We start from the raw sequence: 18468 nt of genomic DNA, 5'->3' as shown, positions 1-18468 counted from the left end.
CATGAGTGATTTATCGAGACTAAACTCGCTATTGGATGAATTAAAGCACCACGCCGCACAAGTCGACCGTGTTCGTGGAGAGCATCATCAGCCCCTGTTTGATGATGTTCTGTTTCACTGTCGGGGGAAGTTGCTCACACCGTGCGTGCAGGAAGCAGAAAGCACACTAAATGCAATTACGCGTGAACAACATGCGGGGAAGCTGACGCAACACCGAGCCGAGTACCTCACCGAACGGTTGCTGGCGCAAGTCGGGGCGATTCAACGTGAATTGTCGACACAATCCATCCGCAAAAATGAACCGAAACACAGTAGCTATTACCGCAAACCCATCAGTGATTTGTATCAAGATCTCGCGCAGCATCAAGATTGGGAACGTCGCTTGATGGAAATGGTGCTCGATAAACAGCAGGCACTTGAACAGGCCTCGGTGTATCACAAACAAGCGGCGCAGCAGGCATTGCTGGCCGTTGAGCAACGCCTGAAACGCTGCCAAGATGCCAAAGCCAAAATTGAAAGACAAATCACCTACCGAGAGAAGCATCAGTAATGACGCAACCATCTGTCCCCCTCAGCGACGCGCCTGATGAAATCAAATTGGCCGTTGATCTGATCTACCTGCTAGAAAGCAACGGCGTTGATCCCAAAGTTGCCTTGGCAGCACTGGCGATCGTCAAAGCCGACCTTCAACAAAAGCTCGACAACCACTGATATGGCATCGTCATCGCATGGGCGAAAATTTCAGTGAAAAAAAGAGCGCCACTGCGCTCTTGTTTCGATTTAGACTTTAAACTGTGACACCAGCCGTTGTTGTTCTTGGCTCAGCTCGCTGATCTGCGTTCCGACCGCTTCCGATTCCCCGGCTTGCTCTAGGATTTGCGCGCTGAGATCTCGAATGTTGGCCACACTTTGATTGACTTCTGCCGACACCGTTTGCTGCTCCTCCGCCGCTTTCACAATCTGCGAATTCATGTCATTGATCGAGGCGATGGCATCAAACACCTGTCCCAGTTCAGCCACAGCGTTTTGAACTTGTTGCGCAGTCCCATTGGCCAGTTGATTACTGTCTTGAATTGCGGCAACCACATCTCGCGTGCCTTTGTGAACTTGCTCAATCACCAAACGAATTTCGCCGACGGAATCTTGTGTTCGGCTGGCCAAATTGCGCACTTCATCTGCGACCACCGCAAATCCCCGTCCTTGCTCCCCTGCTCGTGCAGCTTCAATTGCCGCATTCAGGGCCAACAAGTTGGTCTGCTCTGAGATACCTTCGATGACTTCCAGAATTTCCGTGATATTCGCGTTGTTCTGCGCCAATTCTTCCACCACCGGCACGGCTTCGCTCATTTTCTGCACCAGTTTGAGCATTTCTTGCTCCGATGCTTCGATAACATTTTGTCCCAACTGCGCCGAATGATTCGCTTGCTCTGCCGCCTTCACCGCGTTTTCAGCATTATGAACTACCAGACTTGCCGTCTGGGTCATCTCTTCCGACGCCGTTGCCACCAAGTCAACCTCTTTGAACTGCGATTCACTACGTAAGCGAGTTTGCGCGGCCGCCACTTTGGATTGCTCAGAAGTCGCCGCCACGGAATGGGTCGCATCCACCACCTGACGAATGGTCGACTGCAACTTATCCAGAAATTGGTTGAATCCCAATGCCAGTTGGCCGACTTCATCTTGGGAAGCCACCGCCAAACGCTGCGTCAAATCCCCTTCTCCTGAAGCAATGTCTTTCAAACGAACCACGACGGCCCGAATCGGTTTCACAATGCGCGACGCAGTCAGGGCAATAATCAGCAGACCGAGTACAACAAACAACAAGCCGGCGATAAGCTCTGCTTTCACCCCATTTTCCACTTGTGTGGAAATCACGCTATCGAGTTCATTAGCATCTGCCAACACGCTGCTGCGTGGCATCTCAAAGATCACGCCCCACGTTTGATTGGCTACATGAATTGGTGCAAACACCGTTAGCCACGCACGATCATCAGTCCATTGTGTTTTGACTTCATTGCCAAACAACAGATCCGTCACTTGATCGCCGCTTAAGGTCGAACCTGAAAACGGCTGACCGATCGGTAATGCGTTGTCATCACTTGCGATCAACGTCCCATCCAAACTAATGATAAACACTCGGCCATTGCCACCGAACAGGCTGCGATCCGAATCTTGAGCAATTTTCAGTAGCGGATTGAGCTTTAGATCAATCCCGTAAAAACCAACCGCAACATCATCAATTTTGATCGGCACGGAAATCGATGTCGCCAAGAGTCCGCCATTGTCTTGTTCAATCAAACGCGGCGTGGTGACACACGCTTCACCACTACTGAGCGGACAATAAAATCGCTCGCTGTTGGCTGAATCGGCCAGCGATTTTTCACTCAGCACATTCGCCACCACATTTTCACCATTGGCAGTCGTCATCCAGTAAGGCGCAAAACGACCTTTTTCATTCGAGCCAACGTAATCCGCATTGATGTAGTTGTCGTCCTCGCTATCAAGCATGTTGGGTTTGAAAACCAGATACGCCCCATCGATGGTCGCAAAGTTCAGCACCGATTTGCGCACCATGTCGTCCAGCGATGTGCGCAGCTCTTCGCTGTCGCCGAAATTTTCTTCAGCATTGGTTTTTAAGAACAGCGCATTGGACGCGAGCATTTCCGCTCGATAAATGGCTTCATTGAGGAATTCAGAAATTTCAGTCGCATTTAACTGAGCACGTGTCTGCAGCAGTTGCTGAGATTTGTTGATCACCGAAGCAGCACTTTGCTGTTTGATGATTTTTTGATTATTGACTGCGTTATAAACCGAAAAGCCAATAAGAGAAAGTGACGTCACGAGAAGGCAGATTCCCGCCATCAGCGTAATTTTCCACTGAACTGATAGTGTTCGCATACAACATCCTTATGCTTGCGCCATTTGCCCTTTAATCGAACAAGGAAGCTTGAAATTAGACCACAATCTATCGATTTATCAACTGAAAGTTTACACCGTTTTTACAACTTCCTGACTCAGACAGTATTGCAGAGGTTTTTCGTCTTGTGATCACTTTTGAAGCTGGTAACATCGTTGATTAAAACCATAAGAAAGGACAAACCATGAAAGTCATCAGCTTTAATATCAACGGCTTGCGTGCTCGACTACACCAACTTCAAGCAGTCATTGATAAACATCAGCCTGACGTAATTGGCCTACAGGAAATCAAAGTTCATGATGAAGCGTTTCCACTCGAAGACGTGGAAGCGATGGGCTACAAGGTTTACTTCCACGGTCAAAAAGCGCATTACGGCGTCGCTATGCTGTGCAAGCAAACGCCCTTGGAAGTCCGCAAAGGCTTTCCAACCGACAATGATGATCATCAAAAGCGCATGATCATGGCGACCTTCCTCAATGAACAAGGCCAAAAAGTCACGGTCATGAACGGTTACTTCCCTCAGGGCGACAACATCAGTCATGAGACGAAATTTCCCTATAAGCGCCAGTTCTACGCGGATCTGATGACCTATCTGAATGACTACCACACGAAAGACGATCAACTGATTGTGATGGGCGACATCAACATCAGCCCAATTGACTTGGATATCGGCATTGGTGAGCCGAACCGTCAACGCTGGCTAAAAACGGGCAAATGTTCATTCCAACCTGAAGAGCGTCAGTGGTTAAAAACCCTGCTAGATTGGGGCTTTGAAGATACATTCCGTAAACTGCACCCGGCGGTTAACGATCAGTTTTCGTGGTTCGATTACCGCTCAAAAGGGTTCGATGACAACCGCGGCCTGCGCATAGATGTGATTCTGGCCACGCCATCGTTGGCCGCAACATGTGTCGAAGCTGGAATCGACTACGAACTACGCGGTATTGAGAAACCTTCTGACCACGCACCGATTTGGTCAGTCTTTTCAAATTAAACTGCACCTGCGATAGCTCAAAAAGCCCCGAACTCGGGGCTTTTCTCATTGCGTTGTCGCTCCGTCGAGGCGTTCGCCTCAAGACGTTAACTCAGAGGACGCAGATACGCGAGGAAGCGTTTCTCTGCTTTTTTGAAGCAGAAGATAATGATAAACGTGAGCGACATGTAAAACAGACCAGCGGTAAGGAATGACTCAAATGGCGCGTAGTAGCGCGAGTTGACCAAGCGCGCTGCCCCCGTCAAATCCATGATGGTGACGATCCCCGCCACAGCGCTACCGTGTAACATGAAGATCACTTCATTACTGTAGGCCGGCAATGCACGACGCAATGCGCTTGGCAACACCACTCGGCGATAGGTTTTCCACGTGCTCATGCCATACGCTTTGGCCGCTTCCACTTCACCTTTGGGTAACCCGTTGATGGCGCCACGAATGATTTCAGCGGTGTAAGCCGATGTATTGAGCACGAACGAGACCAACGCACAAAACCATGCATTTTCCCACAAAGTGTCTTTCACTGGGAAAAACTGATCCATGCCGTAATAAATGAGATACAACTGAACCAGCAGCGGCGTTCCACGGAAAAAGTAGATGTATGCCCACGCTGGCGTGCTAATCGCATAATTGCGACTGTTGCGCGCAATCGCCAATGGAATCGCAATGCTGAGCCCGATGACCAGTGCAACCCCCACCAGCCAAACCGTCGTCCACAGGCCACTGAAATAGATAGGCAAACTTCCGATAATGAGAGAAAAATCCATAGTCGTTTACCTCGTGTGAATACTGAATTTTCGTTCAACGATCTTCAACAGACCGGTGGAAACACTGGTAAATAGAAGAAAGATGATCGAGACCGCCATGTAGAACGTAAATGGCATTTTGGTGGAACCTGCTGCCAGCGAACTCATCCGCACCATGTCTTCCAAACCGATGATCGACACCAACGCCGTGGTTTTCAGCAGCACCAGCCAGTTGTTGCCAAAACCGGGCAACGCGTGACGAATCATTTGCGGTAAGAGAATGCGACGAAACGCGAGTGCGGCACTCATGCCATAAGCTTTTGCAGCTTCAAGTTCGCCTTTGTCGACTGCCATAATGGCGCCGCGAAAGGTTTCTGCCATGTACGCGCCGAAGATAAAACCGATGGTCAGCACTCCCGCAATAAACGGGCTGACATCAATGTAATCCGGTAGATAAGAGACCCATTCGTGGTTCGGGTCGCTAGACATAAACCAGTTGTTCAACCATTCGTTGATGGCATACAAACTGTTGTTGAGAAGAATTTGACCACCAAAGAAAATGAGCATCATCAGAACCAAGTCCGGAATACCGCGAATGATGGTGGTATAAACGGTCGCAATGGCTCTCGCCCAACGGTACGGTGCGAGTTTGGCCAACGCACCTAACATGCCTAACAGCATCGCTAGCAGCAGTGAAAGCACGGCAACTTCGATGGTCAGCACGGCTCCTTTGAAAATGGAGGCTTCGTATCCCTGTAAATCCAGCATAACAATGTTCCTAGTCCCTGAAAGCCTGGTTGCTGGGTACTGCTACGAACTAGGAACCAGCAACCAGGAATGCCTTTTGTTATCTCAACACGAACGGTCGCGTTGTGTTCGGCTGATTATTCGCCGTAAACATCATATTTGAAGTATTTCGCGGCGATTTGTTGGTATTCGCCTTTCGCACGTAGGGCATCGATCGCAGCATTTAGTTTCTCTGTCAGATCTTTGTCTTGTTTACGTGTTGCGATACCGAAGCCGTCACCGAACCATTTCGGATCGGTCAATGAAGGGCCCACGAATTCGTAGCCTTCACCACCCGGTTTGTTCAGTACGCCATCTTCCAGTGCCGACGCATCACCCAGAACGGCTGCGATACGGCCATTCGCCAGATCCAAATACGCTTCATCAAATGAACCATAACGCACGATCTCAACCGCATCGCCATAATTGTCAGTCAGGTATTTATCGTGTGTAGTGGCACGTTGAACACCAATTTTCACCCCTTTCAAACCTTCTTTCGTGAAGTCGAGCTGCGCGCCTTTTTTCGCGATAAATTTATTAGGGATCAGCGCGTATTTGTTGGTGAAATCAACTTTTTTCTTACGCTCTTCAGTGATGGACATCGCCGCGATGATGGCATCATATTTACGTGCCAACAGCGATGGAATGATGCCATCCCAATCCTGTGGAACGATCTTACATTGCACCTGCATCTCTTTACACAAAGCGTTGGCCATATCCACGTCAAAGCCTTTCAGAGAGCCATCTGCTTCTGTCCAGCTAAACGGAGGGTACGCGCCTTCAATGCCGAAGCGAACGGTTTTCCATTCTTTCGCTTGGGCGACACCCGTTGCTGCTGTTGCTGCCAAAGCCGCCACTAATAACCACTTTTTCATTTCCATACTCCTGTGATTGTATTGTTGTGTTTGTTGTTGCTCTACGCTGCGAGTTCATACTTCGGTGCCACCACGGCATTCCGACGACAAACCTTGGGCATAAAAATCAATAAATTGATGAAATAAACTGTTTCAGACGTTCTGAATCTGGGTCACTGAACAACTTGGCCGGATTCCCCTGCTCTTCGACACGCCCTTGATGCAAGAACATCACGTGGTTAGAGACATCACGCGCAAACGCCATTTCGTGGGTCACCACCAACATGGTGCGTCCTTCTTCAGCCAGATCACGCATCACGCCAAGCACTTCGCCAACCAATTCAGGGTCAAGCGCGGATGTTGGTTCATCGAACAGCATCACTTCCGGATCCACTGCCAGCGCGCGAGCAATCGCCGCACGTTGTTGCTGACCACCAGATAAGTGACCTGGGTAGTAATCGCGACGCTCGTAAAGACCAACTTTTTTGAGCAGGATCTCTGCGTTCTCGATCGCCTGAGCTTTGGGGACGCCAAGGACGTGCACGGGAGCCTCAATGACATTTTCCAGCACGGTCATGTGCGACCATAAGTTGAAACCTTGAAAAACCATCGCCAGACGCGAACGGATGCGTTGGACTTGCTTTTCATTGGCTGGAGACGATTCCCCCTGTCGGTTTTTCTTCATTTGGATCAGTTCACCTTTGACCCAAATTTCACCTGCAGTGGGTGTTTCCAATAAGTTGATGCATCGAAGAAAGGTACTTTTGCCAGAACCCGATGAACCGATGATCGAAATCACGTCACCTTTGTGAGCCTGAAGTGAAATGCCCTTCAGAACCTCGTTCTGGCCAAACGTTTTGTGCAGGTTTTTGATATCCAGCGCGGCTACATCAGTCATGCGCTCTAACTCCCTGTATTTTTTATCACTGCCGAGCATTCCAGCTCAATTTCGGATACAAACTAGCACTCTCCCCAATAACATGCAACAAATCATTAACCTAAAAAATCGGTATATTTAGTTATTTAATCTGACTAGTAATTCAAGTTTTAGCCAATTCTTCTCCAAACACCGCATAGAATCACACGAAACCAGAAGAAAAATTTACTGACATTTATTAACATTTTTATAAAAGTAAGACCTGCCGCAAGATTTATGGGCAACATTTGTCACCAAGTGATACATCTCTCAAACTGAATAAATTTTTGGAAAGAATACTTACAATTTGAAATTAAATTTCACACTTAATCGCCAGTATGTGACTGATTTCATTCGTTTAATGTAGCTTAATTTCATATCTATTCTTAAAGTGATCAAGATCAATCACCCTAAGGGGTTAGCACGCTAAACTCGCCAACAAATAAAAGAGTAAATAAAAACTCTGTATTCAATCAGTTGGTTATGCATAGTCATTGCAAAAATGAACACTTATGCAGTTTAAACCGTTTCGCTTCGGCAATTTATTTAGAATTCAATTAAGAATTACTTACTTTTAACATATGAGGAATCTATGTCAGACGTAGTCAATCAAGAGCGCTCAGACATCGACACAAAGAGCTATAAAGAGCTCCACCGTCCAGCATCTGAGTTTGCAAGCCGCTCCGATTACCTAGACCACGAACTGCAGATCATGAAGCCACGTCGCTTCGGCCTGAACCTGCCTGGTCGTGACTTCCGTTTTGAACTTGAAGACTTAGTTCCAGCGCTTGCTGGTACCATCGGCATTATCGCGATGTACTCTGCCGTCATGATGTCTTGGGCTGAGGGGCTGACCCAAGCTTGGGATCATGTCTCGCTTGGTAAAGACTTTGCGATTGAAGTGGCACGTGTAGAAATGCTGATCCCAGCACTGCTGTTCTGTATCATTTCTTCAGGCTTTCTCAACCCACGCGCAAACCTTGCGGGGAACCATGGTCCAATGATCCCATTGATCGGAACGATCGCTCTGGCGGGTGCTCACCCACTGGCGCTGGCGATTCTGATCGGTGTGTTTGGCCTGATTCTGAGCTTCTTAAAAGGTGGTTCAAAACTGGTGAACCTCACCTCGGAAGGAACAGCCGGTGGCTTGCTCATCTTCTTAGGATTGACCGGCACCATGAGTCAGATCACCTCCATCCAAGAGTGGGCCGTAGGCCTGCAATCGGCGAGCGTTGAAGCGGGCAGCATGGGTTATGTGGGCTTGATTGTTCTGGGTGTGACTGTCGCTATTTATGCGTACCTTGCCAAAGTGAACAAACGCTGGCTGGCCATCCCGGTGTGTGCCTTTACCGGTCTGGCGATTGCGCTGGTTCTGGGTGCAGGTTTTGACATCAAGTTTGAAACCCAAATGGGCTTACCAAACCTTAACCCAGTTTACTGGTGGGGCAGCACTGAACAAGGTTGGATGCTGGGTCTGCCTAACGTAGAACACTTTATTGCTTCGCTACCGTTTGCGATTCTTGCCGTTGCCATGTGGTCACCTGACTTCCTCGGTCACCGCATCTTCCAAGAACTGAACTACCCGCGAAAAACTGAAAAAGTGCTGATGGATGTCGATGACACCATGACCATGTGTTCTGTACGCCAGATGGTGGGGACTGCCGTTGGTGGCGGTAACATTACGTCGTCTTGGGGGACATACATGATTCCAGCGGCGATCGCGAAGCGTCCGATCCCAGCTGGTGCCATCCTACTTGGTTCATTCTGTATCATTGTTGCGATTCTTGGTTTCCCAATGGACGTTGCGGTATGGCCGCCAGTGATGCGTGTGGCACTATTAGTTGGTGTCTCCCTACCGCTACTTGAAGCGGGTATGCAAATGGTCCGTGACACGAAAGATTCACAAGCAGCTGGTATTTGTATCTTTGCTTCTATTGTTACGAACCCAGTTTTAGCATGGGCGCTGACCATGTTCTTGGATAACAATGGTTTGATTGGTGACAAAGAGCGTGCATCACGCCTGTCATTCGCCGATAAAATCCTTATCCCAGTCGGCGTGTTTATTATCTGTTTAGTTGCTATGCTTGCTGTGGGTATGCTGGAAAGCCAATATGGCCTCAAGGCTTGGCTGTAAACCGGCAACTCTGGATTCAACAATACTTTGGGTAGTGCTTAGCACTACCCAAACTTTATTTGAAATTTTTAACTTTTATTGATTTAGTTTAAGGTTTACGAGTTTTTTTTAGCTTACATTGCCAATCAAGGGGAACAAATAACAATATCTATATTCAAACAGATGAGTATAATTTTTGCGTATAGATTGAATATAGATATTGTTATTCAATGAGTGTACTGCCTCCCGCATTACATGCAGGATAGCTGGCTCAACGGCGAAACAGTACGTGTTTTTTCTACTAAAAAGGTAGGTATGTCATGGCAGAGCAATTTGCTAAAGCTTGGGAAGGTTTTGCAGCAGGTGACTGGCAAAACGAAGTCAATGTTCGTGATTTTATTCAAAAGAACTACACTCCTTACGAGGGTGACGAATCTTTCCTAGTTTCTGAAGGCACCGAAGCAACTAACAAGCTTTGGGCACAAGTAATGGAAGGTATCAAACAAGAAAACTCAACTCACGCTCCTGTTGATTTCGATACTTCTGTTATCTCTACCATCACAGCTCACGATGCGGGCTACATCAATAAAGACCTAGAAACAATCGTTGGTCTTCAAACCGAAAAACCTCTGAAACGTGCTCTTATCCCTAACGGTGGTATCCGCATGGTTGAGAGTTCTTGCCACGCTTACGGCCGTGAACTAGACCCTGAAGTTAAAAAAATCTACACCGAGTACCGTAAAACTCACAACCAAGGTGTATTTGATATCTACACACCAGCAATTCTTGCTTGTCGTAAATCAGGCGTACTGACTGGTCTTCCAGACGCATACGGCCGTGGTCGTATCATCGGTGACTACCGTCGTATCGCACTTTACGGTATCGACTTCCTGATGGCTGACAAATTCGCTCAATTCACTTCTCTACAAGAGCAGTTTGAAAACGGCGAAGATCTGCAAATGACCATGCAACTGCGTGAAGAAATCGCAGAGCAACACCGTGCTCTTGGCCAAATCAAAAAAATGGCTGCGAAATACGGTTTTGACATCGGTCGCCCAGCAGAAACTGCACAAGAAGCAATCCAATGGACTTACTTCGGCTACCTAGCTGCAGTTAAATCACAAAACGGTGCTGCAATGTCTCTAGGTCGTACTTCGACTTTCCTAGACGTGTACATCGAACGTGACCTGAAAGCAGGCACAATCACTGAAGAACAAGCGCAAGAAATGATCGACCATTTCGTGATGAAACTGCGTATGGTTCGTTTCCTACGTACTCCTGAGTACGATGAACTGTTCTCTGGCGACCCAATCTGGGCAACTGAATCTATCGGTGGTATGGGTCTTGACGGCCGTACTCTAGTTAGCAAAACTAACTTCCGCTTCCTGAACAGCCTATACACCATGGGCCCTTCTCCAGAGCCAAACATCACTGTACTTTGGTCTGAAAAACTGCCAGAAGGCTTCAAAAAATTCTGTGCAAAAGTTTCAATCGACACGTCTTCTATCCAATACGAAAACGACGATTTGATGCGCCCAGACTTCGATTCTGACGACTACGCGATCGCATGTTGTGTATCTCCAATGGTTGTTGGTAAACAAATGCAGTTCTTCGGTGCTCGTGCAAACTTGGCGAAAACTATGCTTTACACCATCAACGGTGGTGTGGATGAAAAATCTAAAGCACAAGTTGGTCCTAAAATGCCAAAAATCACTTCAGAAGTTCTGGATTACGATGAAGTATGGGACAAAATGGACCACTTCATGGACTGGTTGGCAAAACAATACGTCACTGCATTGAACGCTATCCACTTCATGCACGACAAATACAGCTACGAAGCGTCACTGATGGCACTGCACGATCGTGATGTGAAACGTACAATGGCTTGTGGTATCGCTGGTCTGTCGGTTGCTGCTGACTCTCTGTCTGCAATCAAATACGCAACTGTTAAACCAATCCGTGACGAAGATGGCGTTGCAGTCGATTTCGAAATCGAAGGCGATTACCCTAAATTCGGTAACAACGACGCACGTGTTGATGACATCGCATGTCAACTAGTTGAAGTATTCATGAACAAGATTCGTGAACTGAAAACTTACCGCAACGCGATTCCTACTCAGTCTATCCTGACTATCACTTCAAACGTGGTATACGGTAAAAAAACTGGTAACACACCTGACGGTCGTCGTGCTGGCGCTCCATTCGGTCCTGGTGCAAACCCAATGCACGGCCGTGATGAGAAAGGTGCTGTTGCATCACTGACTTCAGTAGGTAAACTACCATTTGCACACGCTAAAGACGGTATCTCTTACACCTTCTCTATCGTGCCAAACGCACTGGGTAAAGAAGAAGGCTCACAACGCGCTAACCTTGCTGGTCTGATGGATGGTTACTTCCACCACGAATCTGGCATCGAAGGTGGTCAGCACCTAAACGTGAACGTACTGAACCGTGAAACTCTGCTAGACGCAGTGAAACACCCAGAGAAGTACCCACAACTGACTATCCGTGTATCTGGTTACGCAGTACGCTTTAACTCTCTGACTACTGAACAGCAGCAAGACGTTATCGCTCGTACTTTCACTGAATCACTATAAGTTTCAGTCTCGACATAGTCGATGATCAATCCCCGCTCATTGAGCGGGGATTTTCTTTTATTTCAATCTAAAAATCAGTCAAATAAACAAGTTGCATATTAATGTAACCTACACCTCAATTTCACTGCATCAAATCCGCTTTATTCATACTTGAATCGACTTTTACGCTACCATCATCACTCTCTGACGGAATGATGTAGCCTTCTATGAAGTTATTGCGCCTATTACCTCTTACTTTGCTTTGCGGGCCAGCATTGGCTGCCACGCAAGCCACCTTGTCGATGCACTTGGACAATGACGGCATTTTTGGGGTTGATGAAGATTACACCAACGGTATTTTTTTCACCTATACTTCTCAAGGCATTCGTCCCCCTTGGTGGGTAAAGCCCTTAAGCGTGTCCGCTTGGGGAGCCAGCAGCCTTGATAAATGGGAAATCAGCGTGGGCCACAAAATGTGGACTCCAGCCGACATTACCTTGGAAAAACCGCAAGCCAACGAACGTCCTTATGCGGGTTATTTGCATGCGGAGTTCAACTACCTCAGCCTTCACCCGCAACAAGCACAGCGCTTTAACCTGACGATCGGTACCACAGGCGACAGCTCGCTCTCGGAGCGCGCACAAACCCTGGTACACAGCATCACCAACTCCGACGATCCCAACGGTTGGGATTATCAAGTGGAAGATAAAGTCGCAGGCAGCGTCGGCTATCTCGGCCATTTTAATTGGATGCGTTCGAGGACTTGGCATGGCTTGGAGTGGGACGTCTCCAACGTGTCGGAAGTGAATGTAGGTAACTTTCGTAGCGACATCGCCACTGGCATCATGCTGCGCTGGGGACAAGATCTCGCAGGCAACTTTGGCAGCGCGCAAATCTCCGCAGAAAAGCCATTTTTGCCCGGCATGATTGGCGCATCCAGCCAAGGGTGGTTTGTTTACACGGGTATTGAAGCACGATATCGCTTTAACGATTTAACCATTGAAGGGCACCGACCGCTGAACGACTTAGACCACGAACCCAGTTACTACGAAGTCACTGTCGAACCGGTTCAAGCGACAGCCGTCTTTGGCGCCGCTTGGTACGGTTCACGAATGGGGGCAAGCCTCGCGGTTGCTGCCAACAGCGCGGAATATAAAGAGAGCCGGGATGCTCTACACAGTACCGGCTCTTTTACACTCTATGGCTTTTTCTGATCGACGATTTCATCGGTGATTCAATTGCTCGGGTGATCCAATTGATCGCCTGTGAAATCGTATCGGCCGTTAAACCGTTCAGTTAGATCGTAAAGCGCTGACAATCGCTGTTTAGACTGGTCGAACGCTGGTCCACAATCTGGCTGGTTGAACGCAACTGATCATTGTTTTCTTCCAACTGTTTCATCGCACTGGAAATCTGCGTCATGCTGTCGGCCATCGATTGACTGGTGGTTGCCAGCTCTTTCATCGACGCAAAAATCACTTCCGTTTGATGGGCCGCTTGTTCCGCCTTTTCAGTAATGTGCGTCAGCGCTTCCATCGCTTCCATCCCGCGCTCTTGACCGGTCTTCATGCTGTGCTCGGACTGACCAATGTACTGAATCACCTCTGCGCTCTCTTTTTTCATCGTTTCAATGGTGCCGGAAATTTCGGTCACCGCATCAACCGTGCGCACCGCTAAGCTACGAACTTCATCAGCCACCACGGCAAAACCTCTTCCCTGCTCGCCAGCCCGAGCCGCTTCAATCGCCGCGTTGAGCGCCAACAAGTTGGTTTGCTCAGCAATGCCATTGATGATTTCCATTACGGAATCAACTTTCGACGACGCTTGTTCAAGCTGTTGAATGTGCCCTGCTGCCGAGCTCAAAATTTTGCCTACGTCTTCCAGCGAACCAATCGCCGCAGCGATAACTTTCGAGCCATCTTCTGCCGCTTGGGTCGAGGATTTACTCACATCCGACACAAACTCCAGCGAATTCGACACTTCTTGCGTGGTGACACTCACCTCTTCCGTGGCGGACGCTAACAATTGTGTTTGCCCCAAGATATCCGACTGACTGCGCGCCAAGTTGTCCACCCCGGCATTGAGCTCAGCCGCATCACCGGACAACGCTTGGCTGCGATCTTGCACCGCTTTGACCAACTCACCTAGGTTCTCACAGCTTTGGTTGATCGCCACCGCCAGTTGATTAAATTCATCGTTGGCATTGCGCGTAATGGTCAAACGTTGCGACAAATCGCCGCCGGATAAACGTTCCAAAATCGCTTTGGTTTGCGACAACGAACGCGACAACGAAAGACTGAGCATCACAAAAATGGAAATGGTGATCACCGCCAACACCGCGCAGGCCACCAGCACCGACCACAACGTATTGCTGCCCGCTCGGTCTGCCGCGCTTTGATAGCGGCCACTCATGGTTTCGAGTTTTTCAGAAATCGATTCAATGAGCGACTGCGCTTGCGTTTCACTGTTCACCAATGCCGCTTCCTGCACTTTCACCTGCTGAGACAACTCACTGACGCGCGCGAACGTCGCTTTGAACTGCTCAACCTCTTTTTCATACAGCTCTAGCATGGCGTAGGTATTCGACATGTTGACGAACCCAGCCATGGCGCGGTTAAACAACTTGAGGTTTTGATCGTTGGGTTGCAACAGATAATTTTGTTGCGCTTTGATCATCGCTTGAAAGTCCGAGTTCAACGTCACCATGCCGGTTTCTGCAATTTTCTTTTCAATGGTTCCGGCCAGTGATTTCAGTTCCCCGAGTTTGCCTTCTTCAACATTAAAGCCCAGCTCCGCTTTGATGTTCATCCAAGGGCGCAGCGCATCACCAAATTCCTGAGTGGCTTGACCGAGTTGATTGGCTTCATCATTCAATCCGCTCGATTGTAGAAACTGTACATCGTTGGCCACTTCCGACAGCAATTCACTGAGCTGAGTGGTGGTCTCGCTCACTTGGGCGGCGCTAAGATCATCACGCTCAGCAGCCAACGTCAGCAATTTAGCTTGAGTGGCGTGGATAGCGACCGCGCCGGTGGTGATTTTTCGGCTTTGTTGATACTGCGCGCTCATGCTCGACAAGCTGCTGGCGGTGTACACCCCCAACGCACTAAATCCGATACAAAGAATCACGATAAACGCGATGATTTTCTGTTTTTGAGAGAGATTAAATACTTCCATGCATTCATTCCTTACCACGGTGCAAATGACTGACGACATCAAGGAAAACGTAAATCTTGTGTTTGCTTTTCTTATAATTAATAACAAGTTTATAACATAATTTTATCTATAATCGATTATTTTTATGCCCAGCGTTCGTCGCCAATAGATTGGACAAGGAAAACCTATTTAAACCCTACCTTTTGTAATAAAATAACGAACACATTCAGCAAACGAGAGCAGCTTATGTCTACTACTGGTCGTATCCATTCATTTGAATCTTGCGGCACTGTTGATGGCCCCGGCATTCGATTCATTATTTTTCTGCAAGGTTGCTTATTCCGTTGTAAGTACTGCCACAACCGAGACACTTGGGATACCCACACAGGTAAAGAAGTGTCTGTTGAAGAAATCATCGCAGAAGCGAAGTCTTATCGTCACTTTATGAACGCATCTGGCGGCGGCGTGACGTGTTCGGGCGGTGAATCGATGCTGCAACCGGAATTCGTGCGCGACTTTTTCCGCGCTGCACAAGCTGAAGGGATTCATACCTGTCTTGACACCAATGGCTACATTCGTAAATACACCCCTGTAATCGATGAAGTCTTGGACGTGACCGATTTGGTGATGCTTGATATCAAACAGATGCAAGACGAAATTCACCAAGATCTGATTGGCGTATCGAACAAACGCACACTGGATTTTGCCCGCTATCTGCAAAAGATGGGCAAGAAGACGTGGATTCGTTACGTGGTCGTTCCTGGCTACACGGACGATGAAGAATCGGCGCACCTGCTGGGTCAATTTATTCAAGACATGGACAACGTCGAAAAAATCGAATTGTTGCCATACCACAAATTGGGCGCTCACAAATGGGAAGCGATGGGTGAAACGTATCCACTGGAAGGTGTGAACCCACCGAGCAAAGAAACCATGGATAAAATCGTGTCAATCCTTGAGCAGTATCACTCAAACGTAAAATACTGATTCAATCCCACGCGCGAATCGTAAAAAATACCAGCCATAGCGCTGGTATTTTTATGGAAAGGAGTTCGCGTGCAACTGGAAGAATTGGCCTCGCTGGTCGTGATCCTACTGTTTATTGTGGGGACTGCACGTGATGTCCGGACTTCGTTCTGGCCCAAATTCACGCATGAGAAAACATTTCAGCACCTCACCTACTTCGTGATGTTTGCCCTGTTTCTGCTTTGGTCCGCGCAAGCCAGCGTCAAAGAAGGGTTACACATTCACTTCCTTGCCCTCACCACCCTGACGATGATGTATGGCTGGCGCTGCGCATTCCTTCTCACCATTCCTGTCACCGCCGCACTGGTCGTGGTGGGGAAACTGGGTGTGTATGACGTGCCCGAATATTTGCTACTTTCTGCGCTGCTGCCCATTCTCATCAGCTACGCAATTTTCGCACTTAGTTATCACTACCTGCCCCGTAACATCTTTGTGTTCATCTTCGTTGCGGGATTTTTTAATGGCGGTATGACCGGCAGTTTGCATTTGCTGCTGAACACGCTCTACCAACTGGCATTGGGCGGGCACGATTGGCAAACCATCTACGACAATTATCTGATTCTTGTACCGTTATTGGCGTTTCCTGAAGGCCTGCTCAACGGCATGGCACTGGCGATTCTTTGTGTGTTTAAGCCCGAATGGTTACGCGTCTTTTCCGATCGAGATTACATCTACAATCACTATCACAAGTAAGTCCCGCAGGCCGCCACCGACAACACGCTGCACGCCGAGCACTGCCTCAACGAAAACGATAAAAGATGCAGATATTTTGTACTTTCTCCATTAAATCCGTGTTGAGATCATGTTTCAGGCCTACCCGTACTGTTAACCTTAACTCAGAAAAAAATGACACAGTTTAACTTTTAGTGAGGCCAGCTATGGAAATGACAAACGCACAACGTCTGATCCTGTCTAACCAATATACATTAATGTCTCAGCTTGATCCGCAGAACGCTGCCAAATACAAACGTCTGCAAACCATCGTTGAACGTGGTTACGAGTTGCAGATGTGCGAACTGAATAAAGAGTTTGGCTGCATCTCTGAAGCGCAATGCCGCGAAGTGATCGACATCATGGAGATGTACCACGCGATGCAAGAGTCGTTCAACATGTTGGAAGAGGATGAGCGCAAAGATGTGGATGTTCGTCGCCTGAACTACCTTGGCTACGACATTGCGTCGGAAGCACAATTGGTGAATTACGTTCGTTTTCTTGTGAACGCTGAAGGCCTCTACCCGCAATTCGACAAAGGCGATCACCACTTCAACAGCCAAATGCCAATGCAAGAGAAATATCGCCGCATGTTGACCACGTGGCGCAACTGCCCGCGTCAATACCACTTGTCTGCCAGTGAACTGAGACAGATTTTTAACGCATAAGCGGAACGAAAAAGGCTGGGAATCCCAGCCTTTTGTCATGATTCAAACCTCATCGTGAGCATGCAACGATTTCATCGTCTTTGCTCACCCGCCATTAGAACACGTAAGCGATGCCCAAAGTGCCCATCACGCTGGTATCGCGGCCAACCACGGGGCTGTCGGACAAATCACTGTCGAGGTTGGAGTAACGAATGCCGCCATTGACACGTACGCTGCGCGTAATCGACCAGTAGGCTGACGCACCGATAAAGTACTGCCCATCCCATCCGGCATCATATTCTTGCAAACCGCTGCGTGCCGATTCACTGGCCGAGACGCCGTACAAATGGTTGTTGAGTTTGTCGGAGTTGTATGAATAACCGATCGCCGGCGTAATGCCCCAGTTCGAGAAACGCAGCGGCAAACGCCAAGCAATTTCACCGTACATCCCGTTGTGACGGCCAGCCACATCGGCGCCCACCGAGGCTTCCCACATGCCCACCAAGGTACGGAGCTGATAACTCACACCACCGAGTACCGTCGACTTGCGCTTATCCAACAACCGGATTTGCGGGTCATCCGAATCTTCTGGTTTGAGTGTGCGTGGGTCGTAGGCCAAACGAAACACAATGTTCTGTTCAGAGCCCATCGGCATCAAACGATAACCGGCGGTAAAACCACGCAAAAATAGGTGTTCACCTTCATAGCCAATCACAGGAATGACCGTACGGTTTGACGACGTATCTTTATACACCGCAGGTGAGTATGCCGCAGCAACCCCGACTGACCATTGGTTCATTTCTGCGTGTGCAAAGGATGAAGCCGCGAGAGCCGAAACCGCCCAAGCCGCTTTGAAAATTGGATAGCGCATACTGACCTTGTGAAATTGTTGTATAAAAAGGATGAGAGACAAATGATACGACGTGTCCCCCCAGCACACAATCTTTGACCGGAAATTCGCCAATTTTCAGTCAGCGAAGTGCCAATTTCAGCGAAAACGCCTCGCATTCTCCTGCAAAATCAATTGAA

At 48.3% G+C, this 18468-nt stretch carries 16 protein-coding genes; 9 read left to right on the top strand and 7 right to left on the bottom strand.

Annotated elements, in window-relative coordinates; translation table 11 throughout:
* The first annotated feature begins 1 nt into the window (after nucleotide 1).
* Together ACF8PK_RS07510 and rsmS are read left to right on the top strand one after the other, a co-directional pair.
* Nucleotides 2-550: a primosomal replication protein gene (locus tag ACF8PK_RS07510; RefSeq protein ID WP_004726429.1), complete on the top strand. Its 549-nt coding sequence runs from the start codon at nucleotides 2-4 to the stop codon at nucleotides 548-550.
* Nucleotides 550-711, top strand: coding sequence for a pleiotropic regulatory protein RsmS (rsmS, locus tag ACF8PK_RS07505; RefSeq protein ID WP_014205375.1), 162 nt, complete (start codon nucleotides 550-552; stop codon nucleotides 709-711). The genes ACF8PK_RS07510 and rsmS overlap by 1 nt, the downstream gene beginning before the upstream one ends.
* Nucleotides 712-780: 69 nt before the next feature.
* Here the strand turns inward: rsmS and ACF8PK_RS07500 are convergent, their stop codons facing one another.
* On the bottom strand, nucleotides 781-2898 hold the full coding sequence (locus ACF8PK_RS07500) for a methyl-accepting chemotaxis protein (protein ID WP_038151328.1): 2118 nt from the start codon (nucleotides 2896-2898) through the stop codon (nucleotides 781-783).
* 203 nt (nucleotides 2899-3101) lie between these two features.
* On the opposite strand from ACF8PK_RS07500, the gene xthA reads away from it, so the two are divergent.
* Nucleotides 3102-3911 carry an exodeoxyribonuclease III gene (gene xthA, locus ACF8PK_RS07495; protein ID WP_004726432.1) on the top strand — a complete coding sequence of 270 codons (810 nt, stop codon included), beginning with the start codon at nucleotides 3102-3104 and terminating at the stop codon, nucleotides 3909-3911.
* A gap of 86 nt (nucleotides 3912-3997) precedes the next feature.
* On the opposite strand, the gene ACF8PK_RS07490 is transcribed toward xthA, so the two are convergent.
* The 4 genes from ACF8PK_RS07490 to ACF8PK_RS07475 form a co-directional block, all read right to left on the bottom strand.
* Nucleotides 3998-4675 carry an ABC transporter permease gene (locus ACF8PK_RS07490; RefSeq protein ID WP_004726433.1) on the bottom strand — a complete coding sequence of 226 codons (678 nt, stop codon included), beginning with the start codon at nucleotides 4673-4675 and terminating at the stop codon, nucleotides 3998-4000.
* 6 nt (nucleotides 4676-4681) lie between these two features.
* The gene (locus tag ACF8PK_RS07485) at nucleotides 4682-5422 is read right to left on the bottom strand and encodes an ABC transporter permease (protein WP_004726434.1); all 741 of its coding nucleotides are present in this window, start codon (nucleotides 5420-5422) and stop codon (nucleotides 4682-4684) included.
* 116 nt (nucleotides 5423-5538) lie between these two features.
* On the bottom strand, nucleotides 5539-6315 hold the full coding sequence (locus ACF8PK_RS07480) for an ABC transporter substrate-binding protein (RefSeq protein WP_004726435.1): 777 nt from the start codon (nucleotides 6313-6315) through the stop codon (nucleotides 5539-5541).
* Between the two features lie 106 nt (nucleotides 6316-6421).
* The gene (locus ACF8PK_RS07475) at nucleotides 6422-7192 is read right to left on the bottom strand and encodes an ABC transporter ATP-binding protein (protein ID WP_038151475.1); all 771 of its coding nucleotides are present in this window, start codon (nucleotides 7190-7192) and stop codon (nucleotides 6422-6424) included.
* Between the two features lie 610 nt (nucleotides 7193-7802).
* On the opposite strand from ACF8PK_RS07475, the gene ACF8PK_RS07470 reads away from it, so the two are divergent.
* The 3 genes from ACF8PK_RS07470 to ACF8PK_RS07460 all read left to right on the top strand — a co-directional run bounded on the left by ACF8PK_RS07470 (nucleotide 7803) and on the right by ACF8PK_RS07460 (nucleotide 13113).
* Nucleotides 7803-9344 (top strand): DUF3360 family protein, encoded by a 1542-nt coding sequence (locus tag ACF8PK_RS07470; RefSeq protein ID WP_392440667.1) that lies wholly within the window; start codon nucleotides 7803-7805, stop codon nucleotides 9342-9344.
* A 299-nt stretch (nucleotides 9345-9643) separates the two neighbouring features.
* Entirely contained in the window at nucleotides 9644-11920 is a 2277-nt protein-coding gene (gene pflB / locus ACF8PK_RS07465; protein ID WP_143679211.1) for a formate C-acetyltransferase, read from the top strand.
* A gap of 206 nt (nucleotides 11921-12126) precedes the next feature.
* The gene (locus tag ACF8PK_RS07460; protein WP_286280261.1) at nucleotides 12127-13113 is read left to right on the top strand and encodes a lipid A deacylase LpxR family protein; all 987 of its coding nucleotides are present in this window, start codon (nucleotides 12127-12129) and stop codon (nucleotides 13111-13113) included.
* A gap of 82 nt (nucleotides 13114-13195) precedes the next feature.
* Here ACF8PK_RS07460 and ACF8PK_RS07455 read toward each other — a convergent pair whose 3' ends face one another.
* Entirely contained in the window at nucleotides 13196-15076 is a 1881-nt protein-coding gene (locus ACF8PK_RS07455) for a methyl-accepting chemotaxis protein (RefSeq protein ID WP_014205382.1), read from the bottom strand.
* Nucleotides 15077-15301: 225 nt separating this feature from the next.
* On the opposite strand from ACF8PK_RS07455, the gene pflA reads away from it, so the two are divergent.
* The 3 genes from pflA to ACF8PK_RS07440 all read left to right on the top strand — a co-directional run bounded on the left by pflA (nucleotide 15302) and on the right by ACF8PK_RS07440 (nucleotide 17460).
* Nucleotides 15302-16042, top strand: a complete 741-nt coding sequence (gene pflA / locus ACF8PK_RS07450; RefSeq protein WP_004726441.1) for a pyruvate formate lyase 1-activating protein — start codon at nucleotides 15302-15304, stop codon at nucleotides 16040-16042.
* A 93-nt stretch (nucleotides 16043-16135) separates the two neighbouring features.
* Nucleotides 16136-16774, top strand: a complete 639-nt coding sequence (locus ACF8PK_RS07445; protein ID WP_392440957.1) for an energy-coupling factor ABC transporter permease — start codon at nucleotides 16136-16138, stop codon at nucleotides 16772-16774.
* Nucleotides 16775-16959: 185 nt separating this feature from the next.
* Nucleotides 16960-17460 carry a YfbU family protein gene (locus ACF8PK_RS07440; RefSeq protein ID WP_004726443.1) on the top strand — a complete coding sequence of 167 codons (501 nt, stop codon included), beginning with the start codon at nucleotides 16960-16962 and terminating at the stop codon, nucleotides 17458-17460.
* Between the two features lie 94 nt (nucleotides 17461-17554).
* On the opposite strand, the gene ACF8PK_RS07435 is transcribed toward ACF8PK_RS07440, so the two are convergent.
* Nucleotides 17555-18310, bottom strand: coding sequence for a MipA/OmpV family protein (locus tag ACF8PK_RS07435; RefSeq protein ID WP_055466346.1), 756 nt, complete (start codon nucleotides 18308-18310; stop codon nucleotides 17555-17557).
* Nucleotides 18311-18468 lie beyond the last annotated feature (158 nt).

Source organism: Vibrio sp. CJQ_6, from assembly GCF_043106745.1.
Taxonomy (GTDB): Bacteria; Pseudomonadota; Gammaproteobacteria; order Enterobacterales; family Vibrionaceae; genus Vibrio; species Vibrio furnissii.
Note: the sequence above shows the minus strand (reverse complement) of the source record. Positions and strands in the feature narration are given on the sequence as shown.

Coding starts and splice junctions, on each gene's coding strand:
- ACF8PK_RS07485 (WP_004726434.1), bottom strand. CDS start 5,422: ATGCTGGATTTACAGGGATACGAAGCCTCCATTTTCAAAGGAGCCGTG.
- ACF8PK_RS07435 (WP_055466346.1), bottom strand. CDS start 18,310: ATGCGCTATCCAATTTTCAAAGCGGCTTGGGCGGTTTCGGCTCTCGCG.
- ACF8PK_RS07460 (WP_286280261.1), top strand. CDS start 12,127: ATGAAGTTATTGCGCCTATTACCTCTTACTTTGCTTTGCGGGCCAGCA.
- ACF8PK_RS07500 (WP_038151328.1), bottom strand. CDS start 2,898: ATGCGAACACTATCAGTTCAGTGGAAAATTACGCTGATGGCGGGAATC.
- ACF8PK_RS07510 (WP_004726429.1), top strand. CDS start 2: ATGAGTGATTTATCGAGACTAAACTCGCTATTGGATGAATTAAAGCAC.
- ACF8PK_RS07455 (WP_014205382.1), bottom strand. CDS start 15,076: ATGGAAGTATTTAATCTCTCTCAAAAACAGAAAATCATCGCGTTTATC.
- ACF8PK_RS07490 (WP_004726433.1), bottom strand. CDS start 4,675: ATGGATTTTTCTCTCATTATCGGAAGTTTGCCTATCTATTTCAGTGGC.
- ACF8PK_RS07480 (WP_004726435.1), bottom strand. CDS start 6,315: ATGAAAAAGTGGTTATTAGTGGCGGCTTTGGCAGCAACAGCAGCAACG.
- ACF8PK_RS07440 (WP_004726443.1), top strand. CDS start 16,960: ATGGAAATGACAAACGCACAACGTCTGATCCTGTCTAACCAATATACA.
- pflA (WP_004726441.1), top strand. CDS start 15,302: ATGTCTACTACTGGTCGTATCCATTCATTTGAATCTTGCGGCACTGTT.
- rsmS (WP_014205375.1), top strand. CDS start 550: ATGACGCAACCATCTGTCCCCCTCAGCGACGCGCCTGATGAAATCAAA.
- ACF8PK_RS07470 (WP_392440667.1), top strand. CDS start 7,803: ATGTCAGACGTAGTCAATCAAGAGCGCTCAGACATCGACACAAAGAGC.
- pflB (WP_143679211.1), top strand. CDS start 9,644: ATGGCAGAGCAATTTGCTAAAGCTTGGGAAGGTTTTGCAGCAGGTGAC.
- xthA (WP_004726432.1), top strand. CDS start 3,102: ATGAAAGTCATCAGCTTTAATATCAACGGCTTGCGTGCTCGACTACAC.
- ACF8PK_RS07475 (WP_038151475.1), bottom strand. CDS start 7,192: ATGACTGATGTAGCCGCGCTGGATATCAAAAACCTGCACAAAACGTTT.